Genomic DNA, 18,022 nt, shown 5'->3' with positions numbered 1-18,022 from the left:
CAGCTTATCAAAAAATCATTGGAATTTAAAAAATTGAATCCAACAATTTATAATAAAAACAGTAATTTAGTTGATTAATTACAAAAACATTCTTTGATGAATAAATATTTTAAATTATTATCTGTTGCTTTATTGTTTTTGAATTTTACAATACATAAAAATTATATTGCTTATACAGAAATAGAATATAAAGAAGATAAAAAAAGTGTTCAAATAATTATGAACATTTTTGTGGATGATATTGAACTAGCTGTAAATAAAGAATATAAAACAGATTTAAAATTGGCTGATAAAAATGAAGATCCTAAATCAGACAAATACTTACTAAAATATTTAAATAATCATTCAACAATTACTATTAATGATCAAAAAAAGGCCTATAAATTTATAGGAAAAGAATATTACGGTAATATTTTATCATTTTATTTAGAAATAGAAAACATTACTTCTTTTAAAACTATTGAAGTACAAAACGATATATTAATAGAACATTTTCCTGACCAACAAAACTTAATAAGAGTTACCGTTAATAAAAATAGAAAAAGTTTATTTTTAGACAGAAAAAATGATAAAGGTTTGTTAAAATTTTAGTATTAACGCTTTTTTAGTAATATTATTTCATTAATTTTCCATTTTAAAAACAATATTAAGCGGAATAATGAGAAAATACACAATGCTACTATTTTCGTTTTTTTTTGTGACTCTTACTACAGCAGCTCAAGAAAAAGCAAAAGAACAACCTCAAAAAGGACATACTGACCAAAACAAGTTTCGTCAATTAAAAGATGTTTTAGCAACACCAAATAATCAACGTACGGCTTCCGGAGCTCCTGGACATGCTTATACTCAACAAAAAGTAGATTATGTGATGGATCTTCGTGTAGACGAGGCTTCGGATAAATTATATGGTGATGAAACTATTACCTACCACAATAACTCAAAAGATCATTTAGAATATTTATGGGTACAATTAGATCAAAATATGCGTGCTCCAGACTCACAATCTCCTTTAATAGAATCTAAAGGCGCAAGTGGTTTTCAAACACCAGATAAATTTGTTTCTGAAAACATGTCTAAACCTAAGCAGTATGGTTATAATATAGAAGCTGTTAAGTATGAAGATGGTAGAGATTTACCTCATACTATAAATAATACTATGATGCGTATTAATTTGCCTAAACCATTGGCTCCAGGTGATACTTTTAAATTTCGCATTAAATGGAATTATTTAATTAATGACTATGTTAAAGATGGTGGACGTTCTGGTGTAGAATACTTTCCTGATGGAAATAAAAACTATACTATAGCTCAGTTTTATCCTCGTTTAGCTGTCTATGACAATGTAGAAGGTTGGCAAAATATGCAATTTTGGGGACGTAGTGAATGGGCCTTAGAGTTTGGAGATTTTGATGTGAAATTAACTGTTCCTGCTGATCACATTGTAGACGCTACTGGTGAATTACAAAATGAAAAAGAAGTATTAACAAAAGAACAACGTAAACGATTTGAGAAAGCTAGAAAATCTTTTAAAGATCCTGTTTTTATTGTTACTCAAGAAGAAGCTGAAAAGAATGAAAAAGGTAGAACTACCAAAACTAAAACTTGGCATTTTAAAGCTAAAAATGTAAGAGATTATGCTTTTGCTTCATCTAGAAAGTATATTTGGGATGCGATGGCTGTTAATATTAACGGTAAAACTGTAATGGCAGTTTCATTATACCCTAAAGAAGGAAATCCTTTATGGGAAGAGCATTCTACAAGAGTAGTTGCAAATACCCTAGAAGAGTATTCTAAATTAACTTTTGATTATCCTTATTCTAAAGCTATTTCTGTTCATGCTAAACGTCAAGGTATGGAATACCCAATGATTTGTTTTAATTATGGAAGACCAAATCCTGATGGAACTTATTCAGATAGAGTAAAAAATGGAATGATTGGTGTTATTACACATGAAGTAGGACATAATTTTTTCCCTATGATTGTAAACTCTGATGAGCGTCAATGGACATGGATGGATGAAGGAATTAACTCTTTTGTAGAAACTTTAGCCGAATTAGATTACGATCCAACATTCAATACGAATAATTTACCTAAAGATATTGTTGGATATATGAGTTTAGATCAAAGCAACCTATCTCCTATTATGTCTCAAGGTGATTATGTAAAGAACTTTGGTCCTAATGCTTATACTAAACCAGCAGCTGGTTTATATTTATTACGTCAAACTATTATGGGACCTGAATTATTTGACTATGCTTTTAGAACATATGCTAGACGTTGGATGTTTAAGCACCCAACTCCTGCTGATTTTTTTAGAACAATGGAAGATGCTTCTGGAATGGATTTAGATTGGTTCTGGAGAGGTTGGTTTTATACTACTGATTATTGTGATATAGGAATTAAAGAAGTAAAACCTTTATACGTTACTGATAAGCCTAATGAAAGAACAAAAAAGCTACAAGCTCAATATCCTTCTTATTTTGCTAGTTTAGGTAAACTTGTATTTTTAACTACTGATAAGGCTGATGCTAATTCAAAAGACATAGAAACCTATGTAAATGGTTTACCTGCTGACAAAAAAGCAAATTTAAAAACCTTGCCTAAGTATATGTATCAGGTTGAGTTTGAAAAACCAGGTGGTTTAGTAATGCCTGTTATAGTTGAATTAACTTATGCTGATGGTACTAAAAAACGTGAAAAGTATCCTGCTGAAATATGGAGAAAAAATGACACTCAAATATTTAAAGTATTCTCTTCAGACAAGGAAATCAAAAACATTACTATTGATCCAGATTTAGAAACAGCTGATATTGATACTTCAAATAATAGCTGGCCTAAACAAACAACTAATAAGTTTGAAAAATTCAAAAATAAAGTAAAACAATAATTGTTTATACATTTTGTTGAAAAAACGTGGCGATTGCCACGTTTTTTATTTGTAAAAAATAGTAATTTCGGGTTTTTAAAATAGGATAGAATGAAAGTTTGTATTGCCGAAAAGCCAAGTGTTGCTCGTGAAATAGCTAGTATTTTGGGAGCCAATACCAAACATGATGGATATTTTGAAGGTAATGGTTATGCCGTTACTTATACTTTTGGACATCTGTGTACGCTTTTAGAGCCTAAAGATTACAAACCGCACTGGAAAAGCTGGGATTTAAATAATCTTCCGATGCTTCCTGAACGTTTTAATACTAAAGTTACTGCTGATTCAGGAATACAAAAACAATTCACTATTATAAAATCGTTATTTGATAAAGCTGATGTAGTTATAAACTGCGGGGATGCTGGGCAAGAAGGAGAATTGATTCAGCGTTGGGTAATTAATCAGGCTAATTATAAAGGTGAAGTACAACGTTTATGGATATCTTCATTAACAGAAGAAGCTATTAAAGAAGGCTTTGAAAACCTTAAAACTGATGAGCTATACAACAATCTATATTATGCAGGATATTCTAGAGCTATTGGAGATTGGCTTTTAGGTTTAAATGCTACACGTTTGTACACCGTAAAGTTTGGTAGAGATAAACAAGTACTTTCTATAGGTAGAGTGCAAACACCAACACTTGCCATGCTGGTTAATCGCTACCAAGAAATACAAAACTTTAAACCACAGCCTTATTGGGAGCTGCAAACACTTTATAGAGAAACACTTTTTAGTTGTGAAGAAGGTAGATTTTTAAAGAAAGAAGAAGGTGAAGCTTTTGCTAATAAAGTAAAAGAAGCTGAGTTTGAAATTACTTCTGTTACCAAAAAGAAAGGGAAAGAATATGCTCCTAAGTTATTTGACTTAACAGGGTTACAAGTATATTGCAATAATAAGTTTGGATTTTCTGCCGATGAAACCCTAAAACTTGTTCAAAAATTATATGAAATGAAAGTAGTTACTTACCCTAGGGTTGATACTACTTTTTTACCTAATGATATTTACCCTAAAGTACCTGGTATTTTAAAAAACTTAACAGCTTATGCTAGTTTAACAGCACCTTTACTTGGTAAAAAAATTAAAAAATCTACCAAAGTTTTTAATGATAAAAAGGTAACTGACCACCATGCTATTATTCCTACTGGTGTTCAAATCAAACTTCAGTATAATCAACAGCAGGTTTATGATATTATTACACGTAGATTTATTGCGGTATTTTATCCTGAGAGTGATATTGCCAATACCGCTGTAATTGGAAAAGCTGACGAAGTTTCTTTTAAAACTACAGGAAAAGAAGTATTGACTAAAGGATGGCGTGTTGTTTTTGAGTTTGGTAATGAAACAAAAAAAACGAATGAATCTGGTGTTTTACCTACCTTTGAAAAAGGTGAAAAAGGGCCACATGAACCTTCTTTCTTAGAAAAGGAAACCAAACCACCTCGTAATTATACGGAAGCAAGTTTATTACGTGCTATGGAAACCGCAGGGAAACAGGTTGATGATGATGAGATGCGTGAATTAATGAAGGAAAACGGTATTGGACGTCCTTCTACGCGAGCTAGTATTATTGAAACTTTATTCAAACGAAAGTATATTGAGCGTCAAAAAAAGTTAATTATTCCTACACAAACGGGTATCGATTTGATTAATCTTATTGATAATGAATTATTAAAATCTGCCGAATTAACTGGTCTTTGGGAAAAACGTTTAAAAGAAATTGAGCGAGGTGATTACCATGCTGCTACTTTTATTAAGCAAATGAAACAAATGGTTGATAATTTAGTTTATGAAGTTAGGTCTAGCAAAAAAACACAACGTATTTCTTACGAATCTCAACAACCTAAAGTAACTACGAAGAAAAAAAGTGCTAGTAAGAAAAAAACGGTAGTTGGAAAAGCTTGTCCTAAATGTGAAAAGGGACAATTATTAAAAGGAAAAACTGCTTATGGTTGCTCGGAATATAAAAGTGGCTGTGTCTTTACACTCCCCTTTTCTTTTATGGATAAAAAAATATCTGAAAGTCAGCTTATTCGTTTGTTAGATAAAGGCTGTACAACTAACTTAAAAGGATGGAAAACTGATGCTGGTAAAATTGAAGGTTTGATTAGGTTTGATGAACAGTTCAATTTGAAATTAGAACCAAAACAAGCAGCTAGTAAAACTACTACTAACAAAACATCTGTTCCTAATACACTTACTTGTCCTAAGTGTAAAAAGGGTACGGTTTTAAAAGGTAAAACTGCTTATGGTTGCTCAGAATATAAAAATGGGTGTGATTTTGTATTTACTTTTGACGCTATTAAACAAAAAGCTAATGGACAACCTTTAACTAAAGAGCTTGTTTTTAAAATTATGAATGGGTAAGGTTACTGTAATCGTAAGAGCGATAGCCAGAGTTAATTCCCATGCATTGCATCAAATAGTGTTTTTAAATATTTTCTGCTAGATACTCTGTATGTTTACATCGGAATAGTTTATCACCATTTTCAAACGTAAATTTATATCTCAGAAATAACATAAATCTTTCTTTTTAGTTTGTTTCTTATTTAAAAAAGTAAATGTAACTATGTCTATACCTATTTTTTAATCTAAAAATACTCTAAGATTACATTAGTGTAGTGCTTTTTTACTTTTTTGCATTCCTAAATAACATAAGTGTAATTATAATTAACTTTTTTGTATTCTAAGACAACATTAATGCAATCATTATTAACCTTTTTGTATTCTAAGATAACATTTATGTAATCATTCTTAACTTTTTTGTATTCTAAGATAACATTAGTGTAATCATTCTTAACTTTTTTGTGTTCTAGTATAACATTAGTGTAATCATTCTTAACTTTTTTGTGTTCTAGTATAACATTAGTGTAATCATTTTTAACTTTTTTGTATTCTGTCATAACATTAGTGTAGTACTTATTTATGTTTTAAAACATTATTTTTGATATATTTATGGTTCATTATAAATTAAAATTGTTATGTATAATTCACCACATATTGGCAAATTATTGTCTTCTTATATTGAAAAAAATGCGATACTAAATAAATCGATTGCTTCTTTTTTAAAGGTTTCAACTTCTCAGATTTATCGTTATAAACGTAGTCCTAGAACTTCAACAGGCAGTCTTTGGAAAATTTGCCATGCTTTGAAGCATAATTTTTTTATGGATATTGCATTACTGCTTCCCGAATCTTATCACTCTAAAACGTCTTTTGCAAAAGATGACGAGATTAAACAACTTACTGAAGAGAATAAAAAGTTAACTATTGAAATTAATGTATTGAAAGAGTTATTGAAAAAATAATGTGTTGAAGTGCTTTAAATAAAATAATGGTGAATTTGTTAGGTATTGACTAATTACTATAAATTTTATGGTAATTATTACGGATAACTAACGATCTAGTTTTTGTTACTAATGCAAAACAAAAATACATTATACTGAATTCTTATATTTAAAAAGTTATTAATTTATTAATCATATCAATAGCTATTATTTTATTAGTTTTGGAGACACCAGAAATTACTCTAAAGTATCTTTTATTTTAAATAATTTACCTCAACTAAACTTAAAAGTCATTTGCCTTTTCAAGTTTTTCATATCATATTATATTCAATAATTATACTTTGATTACAAAATATTTAAAGATAAATAAGTTAATCAATATTATATTACCATTGGGTAATCCTAATATAAATTAATAAATTCGCAGCTTTTACCCGATTATTTGATGAAGAAAGCTACCCTTAAGCATACGAAACTTATAACAGACATACTTACGGATTCTTTTAAAGAAAACAAATCTATTATAAATGTTACTAGAGATGGTAAGAATCAATTAAAGCGTATTAATAAGTTAATGAAGTTCTTCTTCTTAAATGCTTATTATAATGGAGATGTGTTTTTATCTAATGATGAAAAGGCTTGTTTATTGATGCTTACTAATGGTGTTGAGCACAAAAAATCATTCTCTGTTAAATTATTGTTTTTATACTGGAAACTTAACTTGTTTTTTAACGTTTTAGGTGTTCTTAATGTTAAGAACGTACTCCAACGAGAAAAAGCAATTAATAAAAATCATCCTAAAGAAAATTTTTTACATCTATATTATGTTGGTGTATTTAAAGAGTATCAAGGAAAAGGTATAGGTACACAATTAATTAAAGAAGCTATTAATTATTATAATGATTATGGTATTGTTTATTTAGAAACCTCTGATAAAAGAAACTTGCCTTTATATGATAAATTAGGCTTTGAGGTAGTTAATGTACATAGTGAATTAGAAATAACCCTTTATATACTGAAAAAGAGATTATAATGTTCGGAACCAATTTGCACGTAGTAACTTTTTTATTTATTGTTTTACAGTTAATAGTATTATCTATACTTGCTTATTTACTTATAAAAAACAATAAAAATATTAATAGTAAATATATTATACTTACTATTTTATGTTTAATCTATAATATTTCTAATGGATTAATACCCGATAGTAATTTCTTTACTGATACTAGATCACAATACTATATTACGTTTGCTATTGGAATACTTGCTTCTTGCTATTCATTTTACTACATTCATTACAATCATAATATCAAAATTTTTAGTAAAAACATAGTTACAGGTATTATTACAGGGTTTTGTGGTTGGTATATTTTAAGCTTTGTTTCTCTTTATTCTATAACCAATGATCTATCACTTTGTAGAATTATATTTTTTACTTATCCTATTGGTATTTCATTTTTTTGGTTCTATAAGTTTAGAGTTTGGATGATTGAATCGGCATACAGAAGCTGGAGTAATCATATAAAGACTAAAATATACTCTGGTTTTATAGCTATGGTTAGCTTGTTTTTATTTCCTGTTATGTTAATTGTTTTTGAAGATAATCAGCCTTTAGAGCGTAGTGTGTATAATATTGGTTTTATAGCGTTGAGTTATTTTTTCTTTTATAAAGTATTTTTTTATAAAACTTCTGATGATGATATTATTGGTGATCGCTTTCTAGAGGACTTAAATGTAAGTTTAACTAAAAGGCAAAAAGAAATATTAGTCGAAATTTATTCTAATCCTGAGAAGTCGTATACAGAGCTTTCTGAGAAGCTATCTATCTCTATGAGTACTTTTACTACACATACTGCTAATATCTATAAAAGTTTAGAGTTAAAAGATAAGTCTAAAAAAGGGTTAATAAATTATTTAAAAACCAAGAAAAAACATTTTTAACCTTAGTAATGATGCTTATTTTTTAGCATCGGTATACCGATTTTATTTTATAAAAAACTAATTAACAACTACTTTAACGTATAGGTATCCTGATTTTTTAATAGTTGGATGTTTTCGGTTTCCTGCGTTTTTTTTATTACCTAGTTTTGTGATCCCAATAAGTAAAAACTATTTGTTTTTGCTATTTGAGTACTCAAATCAAAGTATTGATTTGTGTTTAGATATATTAGTTTAATGTATCTATTGTAATTTGTTTTTACCCATAGGGTAACAGTGTATTTAATCATTTTTTTACATACAAAATTCTACATATTCAGAATTTTGTTAGCTTTAAAATTTGGGGGAATCGCTACTAAAGAAAATGTAAACATAAGGAGTATATCTAAAAAACTTTTTTGTCGGGGTTTTTCTAAAAAAATTTTAAACGATACATTCTTTATAACTTAAAAACGCCTCTTTTTAGCTAGAGAATGAGGCGTTTTTATTCAGCTTTTAAAACAATTTTTTTTTAATTGTATAATACAGTAAAACAATATTATCCCCGAGCTATATATTGCACTGGTATTTTGTTTACTATTAGTAGTAGGTGGTAAACAACTGACCAGTGCTTTAGTTCGAGATAGTCAATAGTTTTTTATAACTCTTGATAAAATATTCTTATATAAAAAATGAGATAATCTAAAATTAGTTCACCAGTGTATCAAAGTGTACTGTTCAGGATAATGCCCCCTAACAGTTTGCGATGGCGTATAACCGTACCAGAAATTAACATTTCACTAATACTTCAAACAAAAACCAAAATGGGTATGCGTATTACACTGGTGTTTTACATATTATAGATTGAGTTATGCTAAATAGAATTGGCACGGATATTGAAATTAAAAAAGAAGAATAACCGAAACACTAGGCGACGACTCCTGTGTTATATTTCATAGCAATTATTTCCCGCAACTATTAAATAGTTGTGGGATTTTATTTTTTTACTAGTTTATAGGTTTGTTTAATGTTTTTAATTTCACTTTTTATGTTGAGAACATACATGCCGTTTGGTAAATTTTTAATTGATATAAACTCTGGGCTATTATCAAAATTCATTATTTCCTTGCCTTTAACATCGTATAATTTTACTGTATAGGATGAAATATTGTTTTTGATTAGTCTAACTACAGAAGTATGTATGTTATACAACATATTGACTGAGGGATAATCATACTCTTTAGTATTAAGTACTTTACTGCCATCACAGTTTTCATCAATGTCATTTCCTGGAATTTCAGTGGCATTCGGATGTATAGCTGCATTGGTATCATCACAATCTATAGCAGCTATAAACCCATCTCCATCAGCATCTGTTCCTGTTACTTGGGCATTTGCAAATGTACTATTCACATTACCAACCAAACATCTAGGTATTTGGGGAAATGTTGATGTTATTACATAAAAATATTCAAAAGTTTCTGTACCATTAGCTGTTTGCAATGTTATATTTGATGCCTTACCATTACATTCATCTAAATCTCCTAAACCTTCCTGATATTCATAATCATTAGTATACTTGCCTGAATAAGGTCCACAAGGAGCTGTAGTTCCGTCTCCTGGTCTTTCTCCTTCTTTTAATTTATAACTGGGTTGTAAAGCTTTTATAGCACCTGTAGCATCTGGCCCAAATTTATAAAGAATTGGAAATCCATCTGCTGCCCATCCTATTTGAATAATTTCATTAACTGTAGTTGCTGTTGTTATTCCTGTTATTTCATTTTCTAAATATGAAAACATTTCTCCATGGTAATGATATCCATGTGAATTACTGGTATGGGCAGAAGCACAGTCTAAACTCACCTTATCACTTCCTGCCCCTTGGTTATTAGTAGGCTCAAAAACCCAGTTCCAGTTATACTCATTGGTGGTTGGGTTTAAAAATACAAATGGTAGTGCTGGACCTGGTGCAAACATAACGCCATTAAGTGCGACTCCGAAAGTAGTTGCTGGACGACCTGAATTCTGGTTAATTACATTGGTTATTGTCCCTGAAATAACTGGGTCTAAATCCATTTCCAACTCATGATAGCTTTGTGTAGGTACACTGCTTGTGTTTTTATAACAAAAATCATGATTTGGGTAGCTATTGCTATATATTTTACGTAGGTTATTTTCATAATATTCATAATAAATACTTGGTTGGCTAGAGGTGTCACAACAACCAATATTGGTTGAACTTAATACATCTGTTGGACAATTAGCACAAGCATCTATTGTTGTTTCTTCTCCATTTAAAATGTCATCTTGACAAGACCATCCATTTCTTATTTTAGCTGCTTCAGTTTTTAATTCATTGAGTATTTTTGTTTCATCATTTGTAAGAAGTCCTATCAAATTATTATTTTCCTCTAAATCATTTACTACATTGTAAAATTCTGCTCCTCCATTTTCATTCTCTATTAATTTATAAGTATTGTTTCTAATTGCCCAATATTCAACACCGTTATCTATATAATCTGAATAAATATATGGTCTAGTTATGGTATTTTCAGTTGTTAATGCGTCTGCTAGGCTGTAACTATTATAGATACCTCCTTGTAAATCTTTCCCTAGCAATTCTACAGTGGTTGCATAAATATCATTTACTTGCGCTAATCCACTTTCTAATTTCCCTTTTCTTATAACTCCTTTTCCACTAATTATCATAGGTACTCTTAATCCTCCTTCATACATGGATGTTTTTCCATGTCCGCTTGGAAAATATCTTGCTACTCCATTAGGTGTACCATTATCTCCTATAAATATAATTACAGTATTATCTCTTGTTGCTTGATCCATATTATTTAACAACTCACCTATATAATAATCTAAAGACTCAATAGCTGCTAAATACATTCCTCTATTTCCTGAAAGATCGGTTTGTGAATAGGTGCCAGATGGTGGCTGATGAAATGGCGTATGTGGAGCAATATGCGCTAGCCATAAAAACCATGGCTTTGTTTGACTAGAAATCCAACTAGAAGCCACATCTGTTAAATGTTTTGTTACGTATTCATTTACTTGTATGGTTTGTCCATTATTATCTACCTTTTCCCAAGAATAATAATCATTTATAGTTCCAGAGATTACCCCTTCATAATAATCTGCTCCATGGCTTTGTGGATGGTTTGTATTTACTGGGTTTGATATATGCCATTTTCCTATTGCAGCTTTAGCATAACTTGTAGTTATGTTATTGTTTATATACGTGAATATAGATTGATGTGTTACCTCTAAATTATCGGGAACATTTCTTACCCCTGAATTTATTCCGTATTTACCACTAATTACTGAGGCTCTTGTAGTTGTACATTGTGGAGTTGCCCATGTATTTAAAAAAGAGATTCCATCATTTTTTAGTGATTGAATATTAGGTGTTATTGGCTGACTTGATAGTGAAATCCCATAATCTGAAGCATGCAAAGCATCAATTCCTAAATCATCCGCTACAATACATAATATATTGGGAGTGTTTTGAGATAAAAGGAAACTTGCATTTAACAAACAACTTATTATTAACAAGTTTCTTGCTTTTTTAAAAAAGTTTTTATGGACTAAATAAGTCATGATATTGGGGATTAAAATGTTATATTTAATATGGGCTTTTGTTTATTGATTAAAAAATCTCTAACCATATCATCAAATCTAATTTCAATAATATTTGATTGCTTGCTATTTACTTCAAAAAGTGCTGTGTTTTTAATTTGTAATTCTTTAATTTTTCCATATTTCTTTTTGAAAGAACCTTTAATAATAACATGGTGAGGTTCTATAACAAAATCAATTATTTCTAAAGATGCTTTTTCTTTATTTACTTTATAAGTAGTATGGTTTATAAAATAGTTTTCCAAATCTATCTTTTTTATTTGGCGACTATCTTTTTTTAATGCCGAAACTATATCCGAAGTATCTAGCTTTGCTTTGACATAAAGTGTATTATTAATTTTAGTAAGTGTATAAGTCGATACATCTTCACCATGAAAGAAAAACAGCACTACAAACAATAAATACATCTTAACCATACCTTGTACGTATTTTTATATTTTATTTATAGTAGTAGATTGAAAAAGGTAAAAAAAAACTGATTACCAGAGACATAAATATAATCAATAATTTAAAATTTAATATTATAAATTATATAAAATGACTCAAAAAAAACACTCAATCTTAATAAAAAATTGAGTGCTTTATACTATTTGAGTTAGTTATGTTACTTAACTACCCTAATCCATTTTCCTTTATTTCTAACTATATAATCATTATCATACATGGCTTCAGCTTGTAATCCTGGTAAATAATAGGTACCTAAATACGATGCATTTAATAACACTCTAAACGTTTTAGTTTGATAGGCATTTAAGGTAAAATAATTACTAATACTTGCATCACGTATATCTGTATAATCAACTTTAGATGAAATGGTATTGTTTCCAAAATCTGTAAATCGTGTATTTACAATTTCCCATCCAGATGGGATGTATTGGGTTAACGCTACATTTTCCACCTTAGTAGCTGTAGTATTTTTAAGGGTTAGTTCTGCTACAAAATTAGTTCCTTGTGATATGTTATCTGGAGAAATTGTTACGCCGTTTTTAGTTTTATAAACTATAGTTGCTTGCAAATTATTTTGAACTACTTTCTCCTCTCCTACTGGTAAAATTCCTTTATTTAAAATACGAACGTATAAAACACCTTTACTTAAATTGCTTATCGTAAACTTATTGTCTTTTTGAAGGTTTAATACATCTTTTGTAAACAATGCCTTACTTGTATTTATCTTATCATTAGCGCTATTAAGAGTATACTTAGCCTGTACGCCTGTATTTTCTCCATTTTGTAATGCAAACTGACTTATGGCTAGTAAACTATAAGCTGTGGTTTGTGTACTCATCCACTTTTCACCAGACAAAGTTTCTGCTATTTCTTTTGCTAATTTTATAGCCTTACTGTCATCATTTAATAATATGTAGGTTTCTAAAGCCATGGCTTTATTACGAGTACTTGAACCATAATTATAGTAACTACTGCTAGTATAAGCATCTCCTTTTAATGTTTGTAAAATAACTGTTGCTGTAGATTTTTTACCAATTAAAGCATAAGCTGCTGCCAAACGCATTTTGGCTTGATCTGAAATGCCTGTAGTTTCTCTTAATCGGTTCATAGATGCTAAATCTGGACTGTTAGCTAAACTCAATGTATATAACCTATATGCTTGAGATACCACATTATTATCATAAGCAGTACTACTATATCTCCAATTACGAGCTTGCTGCTTTTGATAGTTTACCCATTTAGAACGAAAGCCTATTGGTAAGGCATATCCTTTTTTAGCGGCTTCTATCATAAAATGACCAGCGTAAGAAGTTCCCCAACTATTTGCTTTGCTATTGCCTTGCCAATACGACAATCCTCCATTTGGTAATTGAAAGTCTGACAATCTTAAAATAGTTGCTTTTATATTTCTTTCTATAGATTGTTTTTTATTGGCCGTTAACTCAAATAATTCAGATAAATACAACTGTGGGAATGCACTAGAAGTGGTTTGTTCAACACAACCATGTGGATATCTTATTAAATATTCCATGCGTTTGGTAAAATTCATAGGTGGTAAAGTAGATAACTCAATACTAGCTTCATTGGTTCCTTGAGTACCAAAAGTGGTAAAGCTTAGCTCACTCTGTTCATTAGCTTTTAATACTAAATCTTTTACTTCTGTAGTTACTGGATTAGGGTTTAACACATCTATTTCAACCTCATAAGATGCTTTTTCTCTTCCTGAACTTGCATCAATCTTTACTTTTCCTATTCCTTTAAAATCGTTTACTTTCAAAGTAAAATAAGTCATTTTCTCATCTGGCTGACTAAATGATACTGTTTGTGTGCTGTTTCCTTCAATTGTATATGCTTCATTAGGTGCAACGGTAACTTTTACATTCTTTACAGAAGGTTTCATAGCAAATACTGTTACAGGTAATGTTACGGTTTCTTGTGGTGTTATTTTACGCGGCAAGGATGCTAAAATCATTACAGGTTTTCTAACAAAAGCCGTTTTTTCGGTGCTTCCATAAGCTTCTTTATTAGTATCTGTTGCTACTACCATGGCTTTTACTGAACCTACATACTTTGGTATTTTAATATTGTGTTCTTTACTTTTACCTTTTTCTAAGGTAAATGGCCCAATATAACTTACCATTGGCTTAAATCTGTTGGCTTTTTTGTTTTTACTTCCTGCTTCTGCCTCATCTCCACCAATACTTAATATTTGATTTACTTTCCCTCCATAGGCTCCAATGACATCATCAAAGATATCCCATGTTTTTACCCCTAATGATTGACGTGCATAGAATGTATTCCATGGGTTTGGTGTTTTAAAACGGGTTAAATCTAATAACCCTTCATCTACCAATGCCACTGTATACGTCATTGGTTTTCCATTTTGTTCCTTAACAGTAATCTTAGCAGTTGACTCTGGGCGTAATTCTTCTGCTAATTGAATTACAGGCTCCAGTTTAGTTGCTGGATTGTGTACTAGCATTGGAATAGATCCATACATTCGAATAGGTAAATCATTAACTGTTTGACTATGTTTTTGTAATAAAGATATATTTACAAAAACATTTGGTGTGTAGTTTGCCAATACCGGAAAGCTAAAGGTAGTTTGTTTATCTTCTGTAGCTACCCAAAAATGATCTAAAACTTCTGTACCATTTTCAATAGTAATCAATGCTCTTCCTCCTTTAGAGGATGGAAATTTTATAGTAGCGGTTTCATCTACTTTATAACTTTCCTTATCACTAGAAAACACAAGCATGGTAGCATTTGTTTTATCTTGGCTGCCTCTTTTTTTACCGTAATATGAAGGCCAATCAAAATATACAATTGATGACGAAACGTGTTTACTTTTTTTATCTTTTACTTTTATCAAATAACGCCCCCAGTCATTCTCATCTATCTTTAATTTAAAAGTCCCTTTACCATTACTATTTGTTTTTACTTGAAGCGTTTTGTATGATTGGTGATAACGACTTCCATCGTAACTTGACAATCCATTATCATCTGTACTCCACCACCATCTCCAAGAAAGTTTATACACCTCTACTTCAATAGTATTTGCTACTCCTTTACCATTTTCATTTACAGAAGCTAGATTGAAAGTGTAATTTTCACCTGTAAATAAATAGTTTTTAGATTGAGGTTCTTCAGCATTTAACAAACCTACATAACTACTATAAGGTGATACTTTTTTAGTAAAAACATCGGTACTAAAATCTCCTCCATTTTCATAAACTTTAGTTATAAAACTAGCTTTTAACATTCCTGGTGCTTTGTTATCTAGTTTTGGACGTACCGAAAAAGTGGTTTTACCCTCGTTATTCAAATTTCCTTTTAATACAGGGAATTCTTCAGTACCAAATCGTCTAGTAACATCATCAAAAGCATAATTTTTAAACTTTGAGAAACTTGTCTTGGTTTGTGTGAACTTTCCATTGATGTCTAGCTTTAATCCTCTTGCTATAGCTCCATGTAGCCATTTTACCTCTACATCACCAGCTATTGAAGTATTTGCTTTAACAATATCTCCTTCTGTTTGTAGCTTGATTTTTAACCGGTTAGGTTTAATGGTTTCTACTTTTAGTGTTTTAGTAAACACTGCGCCTCCAACCGTTACTCTTAACTTCCAATTTCCTGTTATTGCTTCTGAATTGGTTTTTGGTGAAAATGCATACATATTTGCTGCATTTTTATGTGATATTTTACGTTGGATTATTTTTCCTTGTGGATTAATTAATTCAAATTTAATTGGATGTTGTGCTGGTAAAGGATTTGCATTGTCATTTAAAACAAAGGTTAAAAACAATTGATCTCCAGGACGCCAAACGCCTCTTTCTCCATATATATAACCTGTTATTCCTTTCTGTAGTTTTGCTCCAGAAACGTCAAACTTACTCATAGACAAGGCATTTCCGTCATTTAGTTTAATATATGTAGTATTGTTATTTTTAGTAACCGTAGCAAAAAACGCATTGGTTTTTCCTTCAAACTCTGCTATTCCATCTTTATTTGTAGTTATAGATGTGATTGGTTGTTTTTGAAGGTTGTATAAAGTTACCTTAGCTCCTTCTTCTACTTCCGCTGTTACAATATTTGTGACCGCTACAAAGGTTTTATTATTATTTCCTTTTTTAACTATTACGCCTAAGTTAGTAGCAATTATGTTAGTACTGATTTCTTTATTATAATAATAAGAAGTAGTACATGGGTTTTCTCGATCATTCCAACGATAACTATAGTAATCATTATTATAATGATTTGGATTATCATAGACTTCTTCTTCTATTTCTCTTTTACCATATATAATCGTTTTTTCTTCCTCGTTCTCACTACAAGAGTAGCCTGCATATTCTTTATTAAATGATAATTCTACACGGTACATAGCCCCGTTTTCTACAGTAACAATATCAGACAAATCAATCGCAAAGGCATTTTCATTGGCTATATTTACTCCTTGGTTTTCTAAATCAACAGTGTACTTAGCTACTGGGCGTCCTACATAACGTATGTTCCCTTTATTTCCTATGTTATTATACTGCAAAAACTGTAATACATTGTTTTTGTATATTTTGTAAACCGTTGCATCTACAGCTTTTAAATTGGTAGCTTTAAAATTTATTTTTAAGTTTTCAGAATTTGGAAGAATAGTTCCACTTTTTATAAAACGTACCGATGGTTTTAACTGTTGAAAGTGTAGTGTTTTTTTATAATCTTCTTTTAAAGAATACCCTGCTGTGTTTTTTATTCCTTTAAAAACCTCTATTTCAACCTTATTTTTAAATGATGATTTTGGATATATGCTTACAATATTATTAGTTATTTTGTAAGTAAACTTTCTTTTTTGCGTATTTACAAACTGAATTAACCCTTTTAAATCTTGTAATTTTTTAATAGGATCTGAAAAACTAATTTCAATGTGTTGTTTATCTGCATCAGCTACATTAATATCTAATACTTTAAAGTTACTTTTCCCTGTAATTACAATGTTACTTTCTCCTTTAGATTTTGATGCTACTGATTTACCATTCCATGATAATTCCACATGTTTATCATCCTCAAAACGTTGTAAGCTATCTATCTTAAAATATACTTTTGATGCGTACTTTTCTGTAGTATCAAACTTTAATGCTTTTTCTTTCCCTCCATAACTTACTGTAATTAATCGCGTTAGTTTATCACTATCAATCACATCACTAGCCATTAATGCTCCTTCAATATAATACCAATCTTTATCATATACAGCTGGTGATTGTGTAGTAACACTAAACAATAATTCTTTTGTTTTAGCTTTTACAGTAAAATCTTTCAATCCTTTTTCTACATTATCAAACAACTTTGCCAGATGTAAGGTTATTGAATACTCTTGATTGTTTTTAAGTTTTTCTTTTGGAATAAAGGTTAGCATATTGTCTTTAATAGTTACCTCTCCTTTTACGTTTGGTTTAATAGTAAACACATCATTGTTTACCTTATTTGTAGCGGGTGTTTTTTCTAATAAAAATTGGAGCTTTGATGTAGATGAAAGCAGTTTATCAGGATATGCACTAATGTACTCACTATAAGCATTGGCATTGCTTTCTATTTCTTTTCTTTCTTTTTTACATGATTGAAAGAACACTATAAGTATTAGTGCTAGTGATAAACTAACTGCTTTAGTGACTAGTTTTACGAAGCTATTTTTCATTTTTTTTTGATTGAGTCTGACAATTTGTTTTATTATTCAGTGTTAAAATTACTTTAAAATACATACTTATAAATCATAAATTTAGAATTCGTAGTACTTCAATGAGTATCCGTGTTA

At 30.0% G+C, this 18,022-nt stretch carries 9 protein-coding genes; 6 read left to right on the top strand and 3 right to left on the bottom strand.

Annotated features, from left to right (window positions below; genetic code table 11):
• The first annotated feature begins 96 nt into the window (after nucleotides 1-96).
• The 6 genes from ABNT65_RS03125 (at nucleotide 97) to ABNT65_RS03100 (ending at nucleotide 8,151) form a co-directional block, all read left to right on the top strand.
• Nucleotides 97-591 (top strand): DUF6702 family protein, encoded by a 495-nt coding sequence (locus tag ABNT65_RS03125; protein ID WP_348747141.1) that lies wholly within the window; start codon nucleotides 97-99, stop codon nucleotides 589-591.
• Nucleotides 592-658: 67 nt separating this feature from the next.
• Nucleotides 659-2,887, top strand: coding sequence for a M1 family metallopeptidase (locus ABNT65_RS03120; protein WP_348737258.1), 2,229 nt, complete (start codon nucleotides 659-661; stop codon nucleotides 2,885-2,887).
• A 90-nt stretch (nucleotides 2,888-2,977) separates the two neighbouring features.
• Complete coding sequence (locus ABNT65_RS03115) at nucleotides 2,978-5,290, top strand: DNA topoisomerase 3 (protein WP_348747140.1); 2,313 nt, start codon at nucleotides 2,978-2,980, stop codon at nucleotides 5,288-5,290.
• Nucleotides 5,291-5,904: 614 nt separating this feature from the next.
• Nucleotides 5,905-6,231, top strand: coding sequence for a hypothetical protein (locus ABNT65_RS03110; protein WP_348747139.1), 327 nt, complete (start codon nucleotides 5,905-5,907; stop codon nucleotides 6,229-6,231).
• 424 nt (nucleotides 6,232-6,655) lie between these two features.
• A complete protein-coding gene (locus ABNT65_RS03105) occupies nucleotides 6,656-7,243 on the top strand; it encodes a GNAT family N-acetyltransferase (RefSeq protein ID WP_348737253.1) in 588 nt (195 codons plus the stop codon).
• The gene (locus ABNT65_RS03100; RefSeq protein ID WP_348702283.1) at nucleotides 7,243-8,151 is read left to right on the top strand and encodes a LuxR C-terminal-related transcriptional regulator; all 909 of its coding nucleotides are present in this window, start codon (nucleotides 7,243-7,245) and stop codon (nucleotides 8,149-8,151) included. Before ABNT65_RS03105 ends, ABNT65_RS03100 begins: the two co-directional genes overlap by 1 nt.
• Before the next feature lie 972 nt (nucleotides 8,152-9,123).
• On the opposite strand, the gene ABNT65_RS03095 is transcribed toward ABNT65_RS03100, so the two are convergent.
• The 3 genes from ABNT65_RS03095 to ABNT65_RS03085 form a co-directional block, all read right to left on the bottom strand.
• Entirely contained in the window at nucleotides 9,124-11,736 is a 2,613-nt protein-coding gene (locus ABNT65_RS03095) for a sulfatase-like hydrolase/transferase (protein WP_348737252.1), read from the bottom strand.
• An 11-nt stretch (nucleotides 11,737-11,747) separates the two neighbouring features.
• Nucleotides 11,748-12,191, bottom strand: coding sequence for a DUF6702 family protein (locus tag ABNT65_RS03090; RefSeq protein ID WP_348737251.1), 444 nt, complete (start codon nucleotides 12,189-12,191; stop codon nucleotides 11,748-11,750).
• A 188-nt stretch (nucleotides 12,192-12,379) separates the two neighbouring features.
• Entirely contained in the window at nucleotides 12,380-17,905 is a 5,526-nt protein-coding gene (locus tag ABNT65_RS03085; protein WP_348747138.1) for an alpha-2-macroglobulin family protein, read from the bottom strand.
• Nucleotides 17,906-18,022 lie beyond the last annotated feature (117 nt).

The sequence above is a fragment of the Tenacibaculum sp. 190524A02b genome (assembly GCF_964036645.1).
In the GTDB taxonomy this organism is placed as follows: domain Bacteria; phylum Bacteroidota; class Bacteroidia; order Flavobacteriales; family Flavobacteriaceae; genus Polaribacter; species Polaribacter vairaonense.
The sequence above is the reverse complement of the archived record's forward strand: the minus strand, read 5'-3'. Positions and strand labels throughout refer to the sequence as shown.

Coding starts and splice junctions, on each gene's coding strand:
- ABNT65_RS03105 (WP_348737253.1), top strand. CDS start 6,656: ATGAAGAAAGCTACCCTTAAGCATACGAAACTTATAACAGACATACTT.
- ABNT65_RS03085 (WP_348747138.1), bottom strand. CDS start 17,905: ATGAAAAATAGCTTCGTAAAACTAGTCACTAAAGCAGTTAGTTTATCA.
- ABNT65_RS03115 (WP_348747140.1), top strand. CDS start 2,978: ATGAAAGTTTGTATTGCCGAAAAGCCAAGTGTTGCTCGTGAAATAGCT.
- ABNT65_RS03095 (WP_348737252.1), bottom strand. CDS start 11,736: ATGACTTATTTAGTCCATAAAAACTTTTTTAAAAAAGCAAGAAACTTG.
- ABNT65_RS03120 (WP_348737258.1), top strand. CDS start 659: ATGAGAAAATACACAATGCTACTATTTTCGTTTTTTTTTGTGACTCTT.
- ABNT65_RS03125 (WP_348747141.1), top strand. CDS start 97: ATGAATAAATATTTTAAATTATTATCTGTTGCTTTATTGTTTTTGAAT.
- ABNT65_RS03090 (WP_348737251.1), bottom strand. CDS start 12,191: ATGGTTAAGATGTATTTATTGTTTGTAGTGCTGTTTTTCTTTCATGGT.
- ABNT65_RS03100 (WP_348702283.1), top strand. CDS start 7,243: ATGTTCGGAACCAATTTGCACGTAGTAACTTTTTTATTTATTGTTTTA.
- ABNT65_RS03110 (WP_348747139.1), top strand. CDS start 5,905: ATGTATAATTCACCACATATTGGCAAATTATTGTCTTCTTATATTGAA.